Annotated in this window: 9 protein-coding genes; 8 read left to right on the plus strand and 1 reads right to left on the minus strand. The window is 45.9% G+C overall.

Features of this window, described 5'->3' with window-relative positions; translation table 11 throughout:
• Positions 1 to 19: 19 nt before the first annotated feature.
• Positions 20 to 958, minus strand: a complete 939-nt coding sequence (glsA, locus tag ACIFO6_RS13595) for a glutaminase A (protein ID WP_430041176.1) — start codon at positions 956 to 958, stop codon at positions 20 to 22.
• Between the two features lie 350 nt (positions 959 to 1,308).
• Here glsA and ACIFO6_RS13600 point away from each other — a divergent pair, with 350 nt between their 5' ends.
• The 8 genes from ACIFO6_RS13600 to katA all read left to right on the plus strand — a co-directional run bounded on the left by ACIFO6_RS13600 (position 1,309) and on the right by katA (position 19,037).
• The gene (locus tag ACIFO6_RS13600) at positions 1,309 to 4,740 is read left to right on the plus strand and encodes an amino acid adenylation domain-containing protein (RefSeq protein WP_430041177.1); all 3,432 of its coding nucleotides are present in this window, start codon (positions 1,309 to 1,311) and stop codon (positions 4,738 to 4,740) included.
• Positions 4,741 to 13,275: an amino acid adenylation domain-containing protein gene (locus ACIFO6_RS13605; RefSeq protein WP_430041178.1), complete on the plus strand. Its 8,535-nt coding sequence runs from the start codon at positions 4,741 to 4,743 to the stop codon at positions 13,273 to 13,275.
• Positions 13,272 to 14,153, plus strand: a complete 882-nt coding sequence (locus ACIFO6_RS13610) for a hypothetical protein (protein ID WP_430041180.1) — start codon at positions 13,272 to 13,274, stop codon at positions 14,151 to 14,153. The genes ACIFO6_RS13605 and ACIFO6_RS13610 overlap by 4 nt, the downstream gene beginning before the upstream one ends.
• Before the next feature lie 235 nt (positions 14,154 to 14,388).
• Positions 14,389 to 15,294 carry an NUDIX hydrolase gene (locus tag ACIFO6_RS13615; RefSeq protein ID WP_430041181.1) on the plus strand — a complete coding sequence of 302 codons (906 nt, stop codon included), beginning with the start codon at positions 14,389 to 14,391 and terminating at the stop codon, positions 15,292 to 15,294.
• 28 nt (positions 15,295 to 15,322) lie between these two features.
• The gene (locus tag ACIFO6_RS13620) at positions 15,323 to 15,814 is read left to right on the plus strand and encodes an NADAR family protein (RefSeq protein WP_430041182.1); all 492 of its coding nucleotides are present in this window, start codon (positions 15,323 to 15,325) and stop codon (positions 15,812 to 15,814) included.
• The gene (locus tag ACIFO6_RS13625; RefSeq protein ID WP_430041183.1) at positions 15,811 to 16,716 is read left to right on the plus strand and encodes a TIGR02452 family protein; all 906 of its coding nucleotides are present in this window, start codon (positions 15,811 to 15,813) and stop codon (positions 16,714 to 16,716) included. Before ACIFO6_RS13620 ends, ACIFO6_RS13625 begins: the two co-directional genes overlap by 4 nt.
• Before the next feature lie 62 nt (positions 16,717 to 16,778).
• Positions 16,779 to 17,381 (plus strand): adenylyl-sulfate kinase, encoded by a 603-nt coding sequence (gene cysC / locus ACIFO6_RS13630; RefSeq protein WP_430041184.1) that lies wholly within the window; start codon positions 16,779 to 16,781, stop codon positions 17,379 to 17,381.
• Positions 17,382 to 17,579: 198 nt separating this feature from the next.
• Positions 17,580 to 19,037 carry a catalase KatA gene (gene katA, locus ACIFO6_RS13635; protein WP_430041232.1) on the plus strand — a complete coding sequence of 486 codons (1,458 nt, stop codon included), beginning with the start codon at positions 17,580 to 17,582 and terminating at the stop codon, positions 19,035 to 19,037.
• The last annotated feature ends 105 nt before the right edge of the window (positions 19,038 to 19,142 follow it).

Raw genomic sequence — 19,142 nt, forward strand, 5'->3', positions numbered from 1 at the left:
GTACCCTTTTATTCGTAAACTAAAACAAGCTCCAATCCAAATCCCGCGACATGGTCTCCAGCAAGTGTACACCCGCTGTACTGTTACCCATGCGGTTTAGAGAAGGTCCGACCAGTCCAATGCCATATCGTCCGGGCACCATCGTCATAATGCTGCCAGACACACCACTTTTGGCGGGGAGCCCGACCTGAATGGCGAATTCTCCGGATGCGTCATACATGCCGCATGTGGTCATAAAGGTTTTGGCGATCTGTACATAGCGGCGGGGAACCAGTGGTACACCCGTGACCGGATCACGTCCATTGTAGGCTAATACGAGCCCCATACGTGCCAAATCCGTACAGTTCAATTTTACAGCGCAATGCCTGAAGTAAACTTCCAGCACGTCCTCGACATGTCCGCGCAGAATTCCCTTTTCCATCAAAAAGTAGGCAAGGGAACGGTTCAAATGGCCTGTTGCAGATTCCGAATCGTAGACATCCTGGTCATATTCCAGCGTGTCATTACGGGTAAGCAGACGGAAAAATTGCAGGACACGGGCAAACTTCTCTTCGGGACTGTTCCCACGAATCAGAGAGGACACGGCGATGGCTCCGGCATTAATAAGCGGGTTAAACGGGATGCCCGGCTCAACCAGCTCCAGCTTTAGCATGGAATTGAAACGGTCTCCGGTAGGCTCCATACCGACCTTGGAGAAGACAACATCTTCGCCATTATCCATCAAGGCCAAAATAAGCGTGAATACCTTCGAAATGCTTTGCATCGTAAAACTGATTTCGGTATCTCCGGCTACCACGGTATCTCCGATTCCGTTCATCACGACAACACTCAGCGCATCGGCTGGGGCCTTGGACAATTCGGGAATATACGCTGCCACCTTGCCATGAATATACTGATGACGGCTTTGTTCCACCCATTCCGGCAGTTTGGTCTGTAATCTCTGCCACTCCGATGTCATTTCTTTTCCTCCAGTCGAGTAACCATCCTGTGGTATTGTTATTGTAGAGCAAGATGTGATAGCTATACGCCTATTCTAAAGATATTTCTGGTCGAAAGACAAGATATTATTGAACACAGTGAAAGGAGGCAGTTGACTTGTCATCATATCGCTATGCTGTGAAAATAAAAGCGTAAAACGAAGGGGGAAAGTATACTATTCTGTCACCTGATGTCATTTCTTCATCTCCAGCTAAATCCCCATTTTAATGTAAAGTTGTGATTATAGTTTATCCATAAACGACTTCATTCGCTTGTAGAGCAAACCTTAAATCGTATGAACGTTAATGGGAGAAGGAGATGAGGCGGAGCATGTTACACAGTACGTTAGCGGATTACCCGCGGGATACAACGATTCATCAGTTGTTTGAGGGGGAGACCGAGCGCACACCGGAGCAAGTGGCCGTTGTATTGGGAGACAAGCACTTGACGTATGCTGATCTGAACAAACAGGCTAATCAGCTTGCCCGGGTTCTGCGGAAAAAAGGCGTAAATAAAGGCGACCCCGTCGGGATTATGGCCGAATGCTCATTGGAAATGATCGTCGGTATTTTCGGGATTTTAAAAGCCGGGGGAGCCTATGTGCCGATTGACCCGGAATACCCCAAGGAACGTATACGCTATATGCTGAAAGATTCTGGCGCAAAGCTCCTGCTAACCCGGCTACCAATTGAGCAACAAGCGGAGCTCAACGTTCCTGTACTGGATTTGTCGGACAAGCGAAATAACAGGGAAGAAACAGGGAATCTCACCTCCATTCATGGCTCAGATGCACTAGCCTGCATTATGTATACGTCAGGCTCTACGGGCGAACCGAAGGGAAACCTGACGATGCACTACAATATTACACGTGTTGTCAAAGAGACAAATTACATCCGATTCGCGGCAAAAGACCGAATCTTGCAATTGGCTAGTTTTTCGTTCGATGGTTCTACATTTGGCATTTACGGGGCACTGCTCAACGGAGCCACCCTCGTTTTGACCCCACAAGCCCACATCATGAATGCACGTGAGCTATCGAGTGTACTGCGGACACAACAGATTACAAAATGCTTCATCACAACAGCACTTTTTAATGCATTGGTGGATATTGATCCGGATTGCTTTGCCACACTTGAAACCTTGCTATTCGGTGGTGAAAAGGTGTCGGTGAGCCATGTGCGCAAAGCATTTGCCCGTCTGGGCTCTGGCCGTTTAATTCATGTCTACGGACCGACCGAGAGTACAGTATTTGCAACGTTTTACCAGATTTATCATTTGGATGAAGCTGCAAATACCGTACCGATTGGTAAACCCATCAGCAATACGTCGGTTTACATCATGGATCATGACCAGCATCCTTTGCCACAAGGAGTTGCAGGTGAACTGTACATCGCCGGCGATGGATTAGTGAAAGGTTATTTGAACCGTCCAGAGCTGACAGGGGAAAGGTTTATTCCGTTTCCAGGGGTGCCGGGGGGCAGGTTGTACCGAACCGGAGATTGGGCAAAAGAGCAAGCGGACGGAAACATTGAATATATCGGCCGGATCGACGAGCAAGTGAAAATACGAGGCTACCGAATTGAGCCAGGGGAAATTGAGGCACAGCTATTAAAAATAAAGGATATACAAGCAGCCGTAGTTATCGTGCGTGAAGATGGGAACGGACAGAAGCAACTGGGAGCGTACTTTAGGGCAAGCCAAAGGCTGACGACAGATGAAATTAAAAACACGCTTTCTGCAAAGCTGCCGAATTACATGATTCCCTCTTTTTTTATGCAATTAGAGCAGATGCCACTGACACGGAATGGAAAGCTGGATCGCAAGGTACTGTTGTCCTTTGAAGACAATGGACATACCGTGGCAGCAGCATACGTATCCCCTGAGACAGGGCTGGAAGCTAGGCTGATGGAAATCTGGCAGGATGTATTAGGTATTCAGCAGTTCAGTGTTGTAGACAGCTTCTTCGACCTTGGTGGACATTCTATTCATGCGCTTACGTTAATGTCAAGGATGGAGGGGGCAGGATATCATACCACTTTGACAGATATTTACCACTATAAGACGATCCGTGCGCTCGCTGCATATCTTCAATCGGCTCAAGAAAGTGAAAGAGCCTTGAAGCAGCAGGGCACCATAGAAACCAAACAAGAGTTGATTTCCTGGCTGCACCAAGAAACAGATGGTGTGTACGATCTGGTGAAGTACCAAGTGCGGGATTTTCTTCACGAAGTGAGAGAGATTCGAGTGCTTTACTTCAACTCTGTGGACGATGTTAATCCTGTCATGCGGATCATGAACGGGAAAGTCGCTAAAGAACTGCAGCCGCATTATATTGTACCACTGCATCAAAAAGTAAAAATGGATAATCAATACCAGGTCATCGATGAAGAAGAGTTTGTCCAGCGTCTGGGCCTGAAAACCATGGACACGGATCAGGCGGCGAGGTTGCGCGAGCAACTGGAAGAAGATTATTTAAAAAGAGATCAGTGGGTTAAAACGGGGCAAGTGGCACAAGAATATCCGCTAAGTGGAATTCAACAAATGCAAATTTCATTTCATACACCGCCGAGTATTGGCCTATTTAGGCTGGACGAATATGTGAATTATGATTTTTTGAATCAGGCTTATGCTCAATTTGTACAAAGTCAAGGATTACTGAGAAGCATTCCTGTGCAAAGAGATGAATGGACGTATTGGAGGGAATACGTACTTCCCGACGCCGATCTGCCAACACTCACCATCCTCGATTTAACGGACTGCAATCCATATGGCCCCTTGATGGAAATGATAAACGAATACATGACGAATACCCGATACATGGGAGAACATACTTTGTTCCAGATGTTTGTGCTAAAACGAAATCTGCGTGAGCATGTTGTTATTACGCTTTATCATCATGCGATATGTGATCGGGTGACTTCGGAAGTAGCTGAACGACAGGTAATGGCTTGCTATAGGAGTCTGCTTCAAAACGAATCCCTTCCTACGGATGAAGTGAAGTCCTATATGGATTATGTAGAACAAATCCAAAGCGGGCCCAGCGGAATCACTGAACAGGCATTGATATCCGACTTTCATCTGGAAGCGTTCCAGCAAAGCAAGCAGGACCTGTTACAATCTCCGAAGCTAAGAACGAGCACAGAAGCCTATCTGTTTAGCGTGAGCATCCCGGCTGAAAACCCGTCCTTGGAGTTTGCGCTCTCTGTCTTTACAAGGGGCTTGCAAATTTATTTAAGTATGGACCGATTGCCATTGTTATTTTTATATGATGGAAGAAGGTACGGTGAGGCGACGTATTATAACACGGTCGGTGAGTTTATTGATTTTGTGCCTATGCTGATGGATATGAAGCAGAAGCCGGATGAAATGCTGCTGACTGTCAGAAATAGGCTGGAATTATTAAAACACCACACGATTAATTTTATGAACCTGCTTACAGGACCTGCCTATAAAAACAGGTGGGAATGGACCAGAACACTTGTACAATTTGGGAAGCAATATGAGCAGCTAGATGTATTCATGTTTAACTATTTGGCCAATAGCGCAAAGGAAGGGTTGAAGTATAGCCAATTTTACGATGATACGGTCATAAAGCAACCGAATCCGCTGCCGATCTATTCGCTGTTCAACTGCATTGCTACCTCCTACACAGACGGTCTTATTTTTTCGATGCGGTGCAGTTACGAGATAGAGGTTGAGGAAGTCAGGGCTGCTTTTTATCAGGCTGCCAGTATGGCGTCTCAGAAAGGGGAGGTTCAATAAGTGATCCAACCTTACTTGCCTTTATTTTCCCATCGCAGAGGGGATGCCGGACAGACTGAAGACAAAGATCAAGTCCTTTACCATATTCGTTTGGAAACAAGACAGGTCAAAACGATCATGGAGTTTGTACAGCAGCATCAGTTGGGTATGCCTTCTTTTATCGCAGCCATATGGTCTGTGCTTTTATCCCATTACGCCAATCAATATACAGTACCTCTTTTATATTCCATGTTATCAGACAAAGAGGGGACACGATGTCGTCAGGACTATCCGCTTTTTATCCATATTGAGAAGGAAGATCATCTTCTCTCCTTGATGCAAAGAATAAAGGCAAATTGGGATAAGCGAGATAGCAGCAGTGAGTGGAGTGAGGATCTTTCGCAGTACATGAAAGTGGATTCCCCACCAGAAATAGATGGAGATTTTTTCAATGTGGGCATCGTAGAAACTTGTGGTGATCTCTCGCATTCAAGTTCGAGCACAAAAGCACTAGCTTTTCTATGCGGTATAAATCCACCAGAGATTGCGCTCTGCTACTGTTATGGTTCGGAAAGATTAGAATGCGCAATACAGTATGATAGCAGGTATTTTGGTAAAAAGCAGATCGCTAATCTCGCAGGCCACTTTCAGATACTACTGGCCAATGCACTCCATCTTCCGGAGAAAGCGGTACTCCTTCACCCCATACTGACAACGAAAGAATACGAGCAGATGCAACAATGGAATGATACGGAACAAGCATATCCTTTGGATAAAACCGTGGTTCAACTGATTGAGGAGCAGGCTGCCAGAACTCCCGATGCAATCGCATTGGAGTTTGAAGGGCAGAAGCTGACCTACTCGGAGTTAAATCAGCGGGCTAATCAAATCGGCCGCGTGATTCTAGAGTCGGTTTCCACAGGAGAGGAGGGCGCTTTACAACCCGGCACGCTGATTGCCATCTTTATGGACAGAAGCGCAGATGTAATCCCGGCAATGCTAGGAGTTATGAAGGCAGGGGCCGCTTATCTTCCGGTCGATCCCCATTATCCTGGAGAACGGGTTCGATTTATTTTAGAAGATGCGCAGGCCAAAATGATTATCACGAACAGCCAACTGGTAAATAAGCTAAATCTATCTATGAATCAATTAAATATGAAAGCGCATTCGCTTATTTGTGTAGATGAATGCCTGATGCAGCAGTACGATCATCCCGACGAGAGTTTGAATATTCAGGTTAAACAGAACGACCTGGCCTATGTCATCTACACATCCGGCTCCACTGGAAATCCGAAGGGGACGCTTATTGAGCACGCCGGACTGGTTACGTTAATCCCTTACCTTGTTGAAAAGTTTCGTATTACCTCTGACTCCAGAGTTATGCAATTCGCTTCCATCAGTTTCGACGCTTCGGTCTACGAATGGATCGGAACGTTAACAGTAGGCGGGACACTTGTTGTGCTGTCGAATGAGGAGCTGCCTCCTTATGCGGATATTTCAGATGTACTCGAAGAGAAACATATCCACATTGCCATGCTGACGCCGTCTGTGCTGCGAACCATGAAACCAAGGGAACTGCCTGAACTGCATACAATCGTATCCGCGGGAGAACCCTGTACGCCTGATATTGTGAATTATTGGGGAAGAGGACGACTGTTTGTGAACGCTTACGGACCGACCGAAGTGACGATTTTATGTTCCACCTCGGTATGCAAACCAGAGGCAGAAATCACGATTGGCAAACCCGCCTATAACAAACGATTGTTTGTATTCAATCCATTTGGTAATTCTGTGCCGGTCGGTGTTCCCGGTGAATTATGGGTGGGCGGCATAGGTCTTGCCAGAGGATACCTGAATCGTGAGGAGCTGACCCAGGAGCGTTTCGTTCACAAAGAGATGATCATCGGAAATGAGTATTCACAGCGAGAGCGGTTATATCAAACCGGGGACGTCGTGAAATGGACACCAGATGGTGAACTGGTATTTATCGGCCGTAGTGATGAACAGATTAAAATCAGAGGCTACCGTATCGAACTGGGTGAAATAGAGCATCAGCTTCGCCAGCACCCTGACATCCGTCAATGTGTCGTTCGAGCCTGGAAGGACGAGTCCTTCCATAAACTGGTGGCTTACTATACTGCCTTAAAAAGGCTGACTGAGGCTGAATTGGCCCGGTATGTAGGCTCTATTTTACCTGCTTATATGGTTCCTGCTTATTTTTGTCAGCTAGTTTCAATTCCCGTAAATACAAGCGGGAAAATTGATCGTCAAGCTCTTCCCGATCCGACCACATTATTTGTCCCTGCTGAGAATGCTGCGGAAGCAGGGGAGGGCAGTTTCGAAAAGCGACTGCTTTGCATTTGGCGACAATTGTTAAAAAGAGGAGATATCGGTGTAAACGATCATTTTTACGCGACCGGGGGAGATTCAATCCTTGCCATTCAGGTCGTCTCTATGGCCAGAGATCACGGTATGATGCTGACCCCAAGACAAGTTGCAGAGCATCCAACCATCAAGGAATTAGCTTCTGTGGTTACTTGGTCAGAACGTGAGAAGAAGGAAGAGTGTATGGTTGATTTGACAGGCGAATTTGGTCTGACACCGATCCAGCGCTGGTTTTTTGAGCAGCAGTTCAAAGAACCGCATTATTTTAATCAATCCCAGCTGTTTATACTCCGTGATTGTGACCCCGTAAAGCTGAAAACGGCCATCCAACAATTGATCCGTCTCCATCCAGAGCTTTCAATGGAGATTGTAGCTGGCAAGCATGGATATGCGCAGCGCTACCGAACGGATACCACCATTCAGCTTGCAAGTCACACCATTCAGCAAATCGCTGATCCCGAATCTGAAATTTCAAGCATATGTGATGCATGGAATAGACAACTGAATTATGAGACAGGCCAGATGATTTATGCAGGCGTAATCCAGGGTCACCCTGAAGGTCAAGTCCGCTTATTTATAACGATTCATCATTTGGTTATTGATGGCGTTTCCTGGAGAATATTGGTTCGGGAATTGGATCAATTGTATCAAGGTACCGAGTTGTCTCCTGTTTCAAATCCGTACAAAAAGTGGCAGTCTGTAATGATGAATTATGCCAAAAATGAAGATACTTTAAGTCATATAGATTATTGGAAAAAAGTGCAACTCCAAAATGCAGCATTTGTGCTGCCGGTAGACCATTGCGCGGATCATAAAATGAGCAGTGAATCTTCGGAATTGGTTACAATGCTTACCCCCGACGATACGCAGCTACTCTTGTATCATTGCTCCCAGGCATATCATACCGAGATCAACGACCTGCTGCTTACGGCCTGGTCGCTGGCGCTCTCCGCTTGGTCTGGACAGGAGATGGTTGTGTTTCGGCTGGAGGGGCATGGACGTGAACACTCTGTATCCGATATGGATCTGACAAGAACAATTGGTTGGTTCACCTCGATGTTTCCGGTATGCATCCGGGTTACGGACACTCACTCCCTGGGGGCGACGATCAAATCCGTTAAAGAGCAGTTACGTTCTATTCCTCACCGTGGCATGTCATACGGTGCTTTGAGATACTGCCATCCGAACGAAGAAGTCCGTTCCGAGCTAACAGCTTCCGAGCCTCAGGCTCTATTCAATTATTTGGGTCAATTTGATCAGACAAATACGAGCGGGCTAGACCAGTGGTTAAGTTTTACACGTGACGCAGCACAGGACCATAGCTCACCGCTGAATCATGGAACAAGCCTGTTGGAACTTAACTGTTCCATCGTTCATGGGCAATTGCATTTGTTCATGAAATATAGCAAACGTCACTATGAGGAAACGACCATCACTCAGTTGATAAATACTTTCATATCACGTTTGCTTTCTATCATCGAGCATTGCAGCCAAGCTAATTACGAAGAGTTTACACCAAGTGATTTTCCATTCGTGTCACTGGAGCAGCATTCGCTGGATCAGATCGTAAAGACCTATTCTAAGCAATATGGTCTGAATAAAATGATGCATTTAAGTCCTTTACAGGAAGGTCTGCTATTCCATTATTTAGATCATCCATCTTCCGATCAATACTTCGTACAGGTTAGTTGGAAATATCACGGCAGGCTGGATGTCAACCGTTACCAGGAAGCATGGAGCCACGTCATTGCTGAAAATGATTGCTTGCGGACATGTTTCGTTTGGGAAGAATTGGACAAGCCCATACAATGTGTCCTTCGAAAAGTAGAATTGGATTGGACTTATTTGGATTTTAGAACAGAGTCTCCAGATCGGCAACAGGAGTATATCGAACAATGGGCAACGTCGGATCGTAATCGGCGTGTTGATCTGCATCAGCCTGCGTACCGCATAACACTGATTCAGACTAGCCCAGAGGAATGGACAATGAACTGGAGTTACCACCATATCTTGCTGGACGGTTGGAGCCTGCCACTGCTGTTGAATCGGGTTCATGAAATCTATGATTGCAGCTTAAAAGGCATGGTGCCGCAGCATAGCCTGTCCCGCTCTTTTGAGACTTACATTCGTTGGCTGAACAATAAAGATCGAACAGAAGCTGAGTCATTCTGGAAAGATTATTTGTCCGACCTAACGGAGCCAACCCTCCTGCCGATGGGGAAGAGAGGCATGCTTCCTGATGTGCATCAACCGATTAAGAACCAGCAGATCCAGACCATTCAATTCGATTCAAGCATGACCAAGCGCATGGCGGCATTTGTACAGCAAGCACAAATTTCACTAAACACCTTGGTGCAGTTCGTTTGGGGGAAAGTGCTGCAAGTCTATCATGATGCAGATGTAACCGTATTCGGCATGATCGTGTCCGGTAGAGGATCCGATCTGTCAAAAGCGGACCACATCACAGGCCTGTTGATCAATACGCTTCCCCTGGTTATGCATTGGAATGTGGAACAGACCATTACCGAATATGTTGAGGATCTTCACCAAACGATCCAAAAGCTGAACGATTACTGCTATGTGAGCCTGAACGAACTGAAGAGCTGGAGTGCCATTCAAGGGCATACATTTTTTCATAGTATCGTTGCATTCGAAAATTATATGAACGACTATCGGCAGCCAGAAAATGAATTGAAAATGTCAGCTATGGAGGAGCATGAGAAAACCAATTACCCGATGACAATCACCATTACCAATGACGGGGAACAGATCACTCTCAAGTTGATTTACGATGCAGATCGCTTGAAGCAAGCAACGGTTTGTCGCCTAGCCGAGCATCTGCTAAATACATTGCACTATGTGCTGGAACATCCGAGTCATTCCGTCGGAGACGTGTGTTTTATAAGCAAGGACGAATATGATCAAGTCGTCTACGACTGGAACGATACGTATACAGACTATCCCAGAAATCGTTCCATTGTTGACTTGTTCCATGAACAAGTGAAGCTACGGCCTTCACAGCCCGCTGTCATTGAGCACAACCAGGTAATGTCTTACCACGCCCTCAACCAAATGTCCCAGTACATGGCCAATAAGCTAACGGATGATACCGACAGTCATGGGAAGTTTATCGGGGTTTACTTGCCGCGCTCTCTTGAATTCATTGTCTCCATCCTAGCGATCATGAAAGCAGGAAGTGCCTATGTTCCCATAGATCCCGATTTTCCGGCAGATAGAACGCGCGAATTGATTATGGATGCCAGACTGGACACCATCATCACCTCACAGAAAGGGGCAGAAAGTATCTCGGAAGCCTGTAAGGGAATCCGTTTAAAACTGATTTATACGGAGCATTTTGACCCGTCTGGAGTTGTACCACAAGAAGAGAAGGAGAACATGATTGCTCCCAGTGACCTTGCTTACCTGATGTATACATCAGGCTCGACGGGAAAACCCAAAGGCGTGATGGTAGAACATCGCAATGTCGTTCGCTTGGTCAAAAACACCAGCTACTTCCCTTTTTCCTCTGATATCAGGTTGCTCTATACGGGTTCGCCTGTTTTTGACGCTTCTACGTTTGAAATTTGGGGAACATTGCTGAATGGAGGCCATCTGTATGTAGTTTCAAAAGATGATCTTCTAAATATCCATATGCTGGAGCATCAAATGAAGGAGTGGAAAATTAATACACTATGGCTAAGCTCCGCCCTGTGTAATCACTGGATTGAAGAAAATGAAAAGATGTTTGCTGAACTTAAATGGTTGGTCGTAGGCGGGGAAGCTTTATCGGCTAAGCATATAAATCGTATCTGGCTTGCCTATCCGGAACTTTTAATTCTTAACGCATACGGTCCCACGGAGAACACCACATTTTCGACGAGCTATCGGATCAAAGAGACTTTTGAGCAAGATATCCCTATCGGCAAGCCCATTAGTCATTCAACTTGCTATATCCTGGACAAACAGGGGCGTATTCAGCCTATCGGGGCGGTCGGGGAACTATATGTAGGAGGAGACGGGGTTGCAAGGGGATATTGGCTGCAAAACCAGCTGACACAGCAAGTATTTATTCCAAATCCATATACTTCTGCCAAAGATCGTGAAAGAGGAGTAAATCCAGTTCTCTACCGCACAGGAGATTGGGCGAGATGGTTGCCGGACGGTAATATCGAATATATTGGACGGGTTGACGATCAGGTGAAGCTTCGCGGCTATCGAATCGAACCCGGAGAAGTCGCGTTCCGTCTTGGCGGCTACCCTGTCGTAAAAGATTGTCTGGTCGTAGCTCGCGAGATTCACGCGGATATGAGGCTGATCGCTTACTATACAGCGGAAAAGGAAGAGCGGGAGGAACAGCTTCATGCTTTTATGACTGACAGTCTTCCATCTTATATGCTACCCTCTCGCTACGTTTGGCTGAAGACGTTCCCATTAACGGTCAACGGGAAAATCGATCGTAAAAAGCTTCCTTTGCCAGAAATCCATAGGGGCGATAAACAATCAAATTCTGGACCAAAAACCGAATTGGAACAAATAATAGAAGAGATTTGGAGCAGGGTTCTGAAGCTTGACCACATCCGCAAGGATGAAGACTTTCACGCGTTGGGAGGACATTCGCTTTCTGCGCTGCGTATAGCGAGCCTACTGCAAAAAAATGGTTATCCGGTTACAGTCAACCAGGTATTTCGCGAGCAGACCATCGAACGCTTAGCCCTTTCATTAAGCAGGGGAGTGACGGATACAGCCACTGTTCTTAGTCCGAATATGGATATCCCAACTATTCAGTCTACAACAAAAGTATACCCGGATGATGGATTTCCACTGTCTGCCGTACAACAACGTTTTTTTCAAAGAGATCTGGCGAATCGCAACATGTTTAATGTGCCTTACCTGGCTCTGCTCAAGAAATATGTTCCCAGAGAATTGCTGAACGCTTCGCTGGAGGTACTATTGAACAAACATGCGGCCCTACGGCTGTCATTTGCTCAACTGGATCATGATGAATGGTATCAGTATGAGCAGAAAATGAGTGTGGAACAGGTTGTTTCTTACGTGCAGCTGCAAGCGATCCCAAGGCCACATGATACCTACATTTCGGAATACTGCGCGAAGGTTCAGCATGAATTTGACATCGAGGAGGGCCCTTTATGGAAGGTCGTGCTGTTTGATTACTATTGCGAAGAGAGACAGCAGGTGATATTGCTCCTGTTCCATCATTTAATTTTTGACGGCATATCCATAAACATTTTTTTAGAGGATTTGAAGCATCTTCTCTTGCCGGGAACGGGGAGTGATTTGGCGTTACATGGGGAGGAGGAAAGCAGTTATCGGGATTGGTGCATGGCGTTGACACAATATGCGGCGAAAGACGTTTCTTCTAAAGCATCAATCTACTGGAGAAAGGTTGTAGAAGGTGGTGAGTCTTTTCAGGTCGACAGGGATTCGGAGATCCAGCCTCTCCACCGCCACATGACAACCATAACGCAAGATTTGCTTGAAGGAGAGGAACATATTAGTCTTTTAAAAGAATTGGCTGTGAAGCAGCATACTACACCGCTTAGCATGATACTAACAGCATTGTCACAGGCTTGCTACCAATTGAAAAAGCAATCCGATTTGCTGCTGCATGTGATGTCTTATCAACGCGAGTCTTTTTTGCGGGGGGTTGTGATTGATCGTACGATTGGTTTTTTTGCCGGAGCTTATCCCATTCGAATCCAGATTCCCGAAGAGGAGCCTTCAAAGAATTGGGAAATCATTCTAGAACATGTCAAACACACGTTGCAGCATATTCCATCTGAAGGACTGGATTACTTTATTTTACGATATATGATACAGGATATTTATCCCAATATGGAGTCACTAAAAGACGAAACACACATGCTTTTCCATTACCAATCAGAGGAAATAAATGGACTAGCCGACGATTTTTATGAGCCTTTGGCTGTTCCTTTCGGAAATACCAATGCGGCCGACAATCCCTCCGCCTACTGGTTAAATATGACGGCAAGCTTAAAACACGACAGATTAAGTGTAACCTGCTATTACAGTTCACTGCACTATGAAGACCAGACCATCGCCGAGCTTGTACGTTTAATTTCCGGGCATCTTTGCCGCAGTATCAATGTTCATCCGTACACTACGATAGTAGAGGGGAGCTTCCGGTTATGAAAATATACGAATTTTGTCCTTTTTTTAATGAAAATCGGATTGCAGATATTAAAATAAGAGAAAATGACCGCTGGATTGACGAGCTGCATGTGGTCGAGGCTAACAAGACTTTCAGTTATTTAGATAAGCCACGCAACTTCAATTCAAATTATCTTGGCCCGAAGGTGATTCATCATCCATTTCATGCTGATGATCTGTTTCGTGAACCCTTGAAGCATCAATTGTATTTTGATGTGGCCAACTGTGGTGCGGATAACTTTGACCGTTGGTATTGGCGTCTGCTCAGCTACAACAGCGCATTTCATAATGAGGCTTGTCAAAGAAACAGGAGTACCTCTATCTTGCGGGATAGGGTCGAGGATGATGATGTGATCATTCTGGCTGACTTCGATGAGATCATTGATAGTCGGATGGCGGATCGGATTGTTTCGGAAGTGAAGAAACACCAGATTATTACAATTAAAATGCACTATTCCGTATTCTTTCTGAACCTTTTTTGCCAATCTAATCACGGTGCTCCTCATTGGAGCTATCGTGTGTTCGCGATGACGGGTCGTTACTTCAAAAGTATGCCATTCTCATCGGACTATCTCAGGAAGAAGGGGATTGCCGAAGCGCTGTATCATGACATCTATTGCTTGGAAGAACCAGCCGGATTCCATCATTCATGGCTTGAATATCAGAAAACCGCGCTTCCCAAGTTGCAGGCATTTGCCGCCAATGTAGAGGATAAAAGTATATTGAATGCAGATTATATTGATCAATGCTTAAACGATAAAAAACTGTACTATATCGACACTGAACTTTATGTTGACAACTCAAAATCGTTTTTGAGCAGTCTTCAAGAAGTTGAAACGAATGATCTTTGGTATGAATAAAGAAGGCTTTACTTAGCTTGTCGAGAAACCCAGTCTATACAAGACCAGGGTTTCTCTTTTGGTTTTTTTGAGACATAGGATTGCTGTTGACGAAGCTGGAATTATATATTATTGTGTTGATATTAACATTTTGTTTTTATCATTGAGTTAAAATAAAAGAATGTTACATAAGCTGTTTTCGCTGCTTGATTTAGAAAGCAACTATAACCCATATATGAACAGGTAGGTGACGCAAGTGACAGATATATCGAAGCACAATCATAACGGCTTGACGGAGGAACAATTTTTGGCCGCATATGATGCCAACCAGTACGAGCGTCCATCGGTAACGGTAGATATGCTGCTTTTTACCGTGATGGATCAGCTTCAGCACAATTACCGCAAGCTACCTGAGAAGACACTCCAGTTGCTTCTGATCCAGAGGGGGGAGCATCCGTTTCTGGGACAATGGGCGTTGCCAGGCGGCTTTGTAGGGATGGATGAAAGCCTGGAAGAGGCTGCACGACGTGAGCTTAAGACTGAAACGAATGTAGACCGGATTTATATGGAGCAGCTATATACGTGGGGAGATGTAACACGTGATCCACGTACGCGGGTCATCAGTTGCGCCTACATGGCATTGGTAGACCACGATTCACTGGAGGTACAAGCCGGAGATGATGCTGCGGATGCCCAATGGTTTGAGTTGGACTACAGTGTGGCTCAGGAGACACGGACGAATCAGCCGGAAGGTTACAGATGGGAACAAGACATTGACATTACATTGAAGCATGGGGACATTCACCTGTCAGCCAAAGTAAAAGTGACTGAAATTCTCAAGGGGAAAACCATTGAGGTTAAGCGAGAAGTGCTGGAATCACAAGGAATTGCTTTTGACCATGCCCAAATTATTGTGTACGGCATCGAGCGTTTGCGCAGCAAAATAGAATATACAGATATTGCTTTTCACCTGATGCCATCCCTGTTTACATTGGGTGAGCTTCAACAGGTATATGAAATTATTCTGGGTAAGGAGCTGTTGGCCGCAGCCTTCCGTCGTAAAATAGCCGAACTTGTGGAAGAGACGAATGAATACAGAAAGGCGGCCGGACATCGTCCATCCAAGTTATACCGCTTCAAGCCCCGGTCGCGTTTTATGTAGCATGAGTAATATGAAATGAGGAATTAACGTGGAAAAGTTTACATTTTTTTATCGCAGTCAGTCGCCATTTTCACAATGGTACCCCTCTGTGTTTATCGTGGATGGATTGGAATTCAACTGTGCGGAGCAATATATGATGTTTAAAAAGGCTGAGCTTTTTGGAGATGAAGAGGCGGCCAGTAAAATTATGCAAGCCTCTACCCCTCGGGAGCAAAAAGCACATGGTCGTAGTGTGCGCGGATTTGATCAATCCTTGTGGGAGGCGAATTGCCGACAATTTGTGTATGACGGCAGCTACGCCAAATTTACACAAAATTCGAATTTACTTAAGCATCTGCTCAAAACGAAAGGAACTACGCTGGTTGAGGCTAGTCCGACGGACACGATTTGGGGGGTAGGATTGGCTGAAACAGATGCCCGCATACGCTGTCGTAAATCATGGCGAGGCACAAATTGGCTTGGAGAAATATTGACGAAACTACGTGAGGATGTACTGCAAAAGGAGGAATATTCATCATGAAACATACCATGAACCCCCGGAGCAACCGGGATACTCGATCACATATGGCACAGGAAACGCTATCTATTCTGGAAAATGGATATTATACGAATACCAAACAGGCACAAGTAAATATTGCACAAGAGGTAAGCAATGCCATCACAGGCTCCAAGCTATATGCACCATCCCTGCTTGTGGCTGTAAAACAAGAGGCGGAGGAAAAGATTCTTCTATTAAAAGGCGCATTAGAGTCTTCTCGGCTGACGCAACAGACGATTCATGAGAAGATGGAAGTTACGGGAGAAAGCACATTGGAGGCGGCGTATAGGCTCCAGGTTTCGGAGAAGCTGGAGCACGTGGCATGTCTGAATTTTGCATCAGCCAAAAATCCGGGAGGCGGATTTCTCGGAGGAAGTCAGGCACAGGAGGAAAGCTTGGCTCGTTCGTCAGCATTGTATCCCTGTATTTCACAAATGGAAGAGATGTACCAGCACAACCGGAAGCTGCGGAGCTGTTTTTATTCGGATTATATGATTTATTCGCCTGATGTGCCGGTATTTCGGGATGATCAGGGAATGCTGCTGGAGAAGCCGTACCTAGTCGCTTTTCTGACCGCACCTGCTGTTAATGCTGGAGTCGTGCGAGAACGGGAGCCAGAGCAGGTAAATCGGATTGGCGAAGTGATGCTGGAGCGAATCCGTTACATACTCAGCTTGGCTGCACAAAATGGAGTAGAGCAACTTGTGCTGGGAGCCTATGGCTGTGGGGTATTCCGCAATAAGCCGGAAGAGGTTGCCGTCTGGTTCAAGCAAGTGCTTGTAGATGAAGGATATGGATTGTTGTTTGACCGGATTGTTTTTGCGGTGCTGGATCATACAGCAGGACAGCGTACCTTGAATGCCTTTAAACACGGCCTTTCCTAAAGCCGGGGGACGTGTTTCAAAAACCATATACAGTGATAAATTATGAAAAAGGAGAGTGCTGAATGAATCCAAATGAGAACGTCACTTGGCATGCGTCAGACGTGGACAAGCAAGCGCGCCAGCTTCTGAATGGGCATAAAAGCCCGGTAATTTGGTTTACGGGGCTGTCTGGCTCGGGAAAATCAACGGTATCTTCCACACTGGAAAAAGCATTATTTGCACGAGGCATACACACGTTTATTTTGGATGGGGATAATGTTCGGCATGGTTTAAATCGCAATCTGGGTTTCCTGCCCGCTGACCGCAAAGAAAACATCCGTCGTATTGCTGAAGTAGCGAAGCTGATGTCACATGCGGGAGTGCTGACGATTTGTGCTACGATCTCTCCTTATCGTGAGGATCGTGAAATGGTAAAGAACATTTTACAGCAGGAAGGCTGTTATGAAATCTATATCCAGTGCAGTCTCGAGGAATGCGAGCGACGTGATCCCAAAGGCATGTACAAGAAGGCAAGAGCCGGAGAAATACGCCATTTTACTGGTATTGATGCGCCTTACGAGGCACCTTTGGAGCCTGAGCTCATCGTATCCACTGAAGGCCGGGAGATTGGCCAGTCGGTTCAGGATATACTAGATTTTCTCGATAGGGAATCATTGTTGCTCTAATCTTCGCCAAACCTTTTCCAAATCTTCCTGAAATCTTCATTATCTAAAATGGAATTCATGTTTAAATAGAATAGACCTCTCGATCTTGAAGCCGTCTGAAATTTCCCCCTAGTTTTTTCAGATGTTCGGCGCTAGAGGCGGGAGGTTTTTTGTTTACAGCACATAACCAACCAATTCATTCAAGAGGTGATTTCAATGATGAATAAACAACCAACCAACCTGACTACCAGCTGGGGCGCTCCTGTCGGTGATAATCAAAATTCTATAACGGCTGGATCACGCGGACCTATATTGATTCAGGATGTGCATCTACTGGAAAAGCTTGCGCATTTTAACCGGGAACGTGTGCCGGAGCGTGTGGTTCATGCCAAGGGCGCAGGGGCGCACGGCTATTTTGAAGTCACTAAGGATTTATCTGCCTATACAAAAGCAAGCTTTTTATCTGAGGTAGGCAAGCGCACACCGATGTTTATCCGTTTTTCTACGGTTGCCGGTGAGCAAGGCTCGTCTGATACGGTACGCGACCCGCGTGGTTTTGCGGTGAAGTTTTATACCGAGGAAGGCAACTACGATCTCGTAGGTAACAACACACCCGTATTTTTCATCCGGGATGCTATCAAATTTCCGGACTTTATTCATACGCAAAAACGTCACCCCCAAACTCATCTGAAAAACCCTAATGCCGTTTGGGATTTCTGGTCCTTATCTCCTGAATCGCTGCATCAAGTAAGTATTCTGATGTCCGATCGCGGCATTCCCGCTACACTCAGACATATGCATGGATTCGGTAGCCACACGTTCAAGTGGGTCAATGCCGAAGGGCAGGCGGTATGGGTGAAATATCATTTTAAAACAGAGCAAGGCGTTCAAAATCTCGATGTAGAACTGGCTGCCAAAATTGCCGGTGAACACCCGGATTATCATACCGAAGATCTGTTTAATGCCATTGACAAGGGTGATTTCCCTGCATGGAGGCTTCATGTGCAAATGATGCCTGTGGAGGATGCGGACACATACCGCTTTGATCCATTTGATGTGACGAAAGTATGGTCGCAAAAGGATTACCCGCTGATCGAGCTGGGACGCATGGTATTAAATCGCAATCCTGAGAATTATTTTGCAGAAGTAGAGCAAGCAACGTTCTCTCCGGGTTCGTTCGTTCCAGGTATTGAAGCATCTCCGGATAAAATGCTGCAAGGACGCCTGTTTGCCTACGGAGACGCACATCGCTACCGTGTAGGCGCAAATCACAATTCATTACCGATCAATCGACCACATGGGGAAGTACACAACTATCAACGTGATGGTGCATTGCGTAGTGACGACAATGGTGGCAGATCGGTCTATTATGAGCCTAATAGCCTCGGTGGGCCGAAAGAGTCTCCAGCGCACAACATCGCTCCTTTTGAAGTGAGTGGAGAAGCACAAAGTGTGGGTTATGATCATCATGATCACTATACTCAACCGGGCGATCTGTACCGCTTGCTCAGCGAAGAAGAACGGGCGCGTCTGGTACAAAACATCGTGGGTGCGATGAAGCCGGTGGAAAGTGATGAAATCAAGCTGCGTCAGATTGGACATTTCTATAAGGCTGATCCTGAGTACGGACGCCGTGTAGCCGAAGGTTTGGGCTTGACTGTTCCTAAGGGCGAATAGAGGTATTGGCATACGTTAGTTTCAAGGCTTCTCCTAAAATAAAAGAATGTCCCAACGCCATCATGTAGATGGTTGATGGGACATCCTTTACTTTTATGTGCGATG

Origin of the sequence: Paenibacillus sp. NRS-1781, assembly GCF_050467745.1 — a bacterium.
GTDB lineage: Bacteria > Bacillota > Bacilli > Paenibacillales > Paenibacillaceae > Paenibacillus > Paenibacillus terrae_A.

Excerpts from the sequence above, each read along its gene's own strand:
- ACIFO6_RS13625 (WP_430041183.1), top strand. The coding sequence starts at position 15,811 with ATGAAACATACCATGAACCCCCGGAGCAACCGGGATACTCGATCACAT.
- katA (WP_430041232.1), top strand. The coding sequence starts at position 17,580 with ATGAATAAACAACCAACCAACCTGACTACCAGCTGGGGCGCTCCTGTC.
- cysC (WP_430041184.1), top strand. The coding sequence starts at position 16,779 with ATGAATCCAAATGAGAACGTCACTTGGCATGCGTCAGACGTGGACAAG.
- glsA (WP_430041176.1), bottom strand. The coding sequence starts at position 958 with ATGACATCGGAGTGGCAGAGATTACAGACCAAACTGCCGGAATGGGTG.
- ACIFO6_RS13600 (WP_430041177.1), top strand. The coding sequence starts at position 1,309 with ATGTTACACAGTACGTTAGCGGATTACCCGCGGGATACAACGATTCAT.
- ACIFO6_RS13610 (WP_430041180.1), top strand. The coding sequence starts at position 13,272 with ATGAAAATATACGAATTTTGTCCTTTTTTTAATGAAAATCGGATTGCA.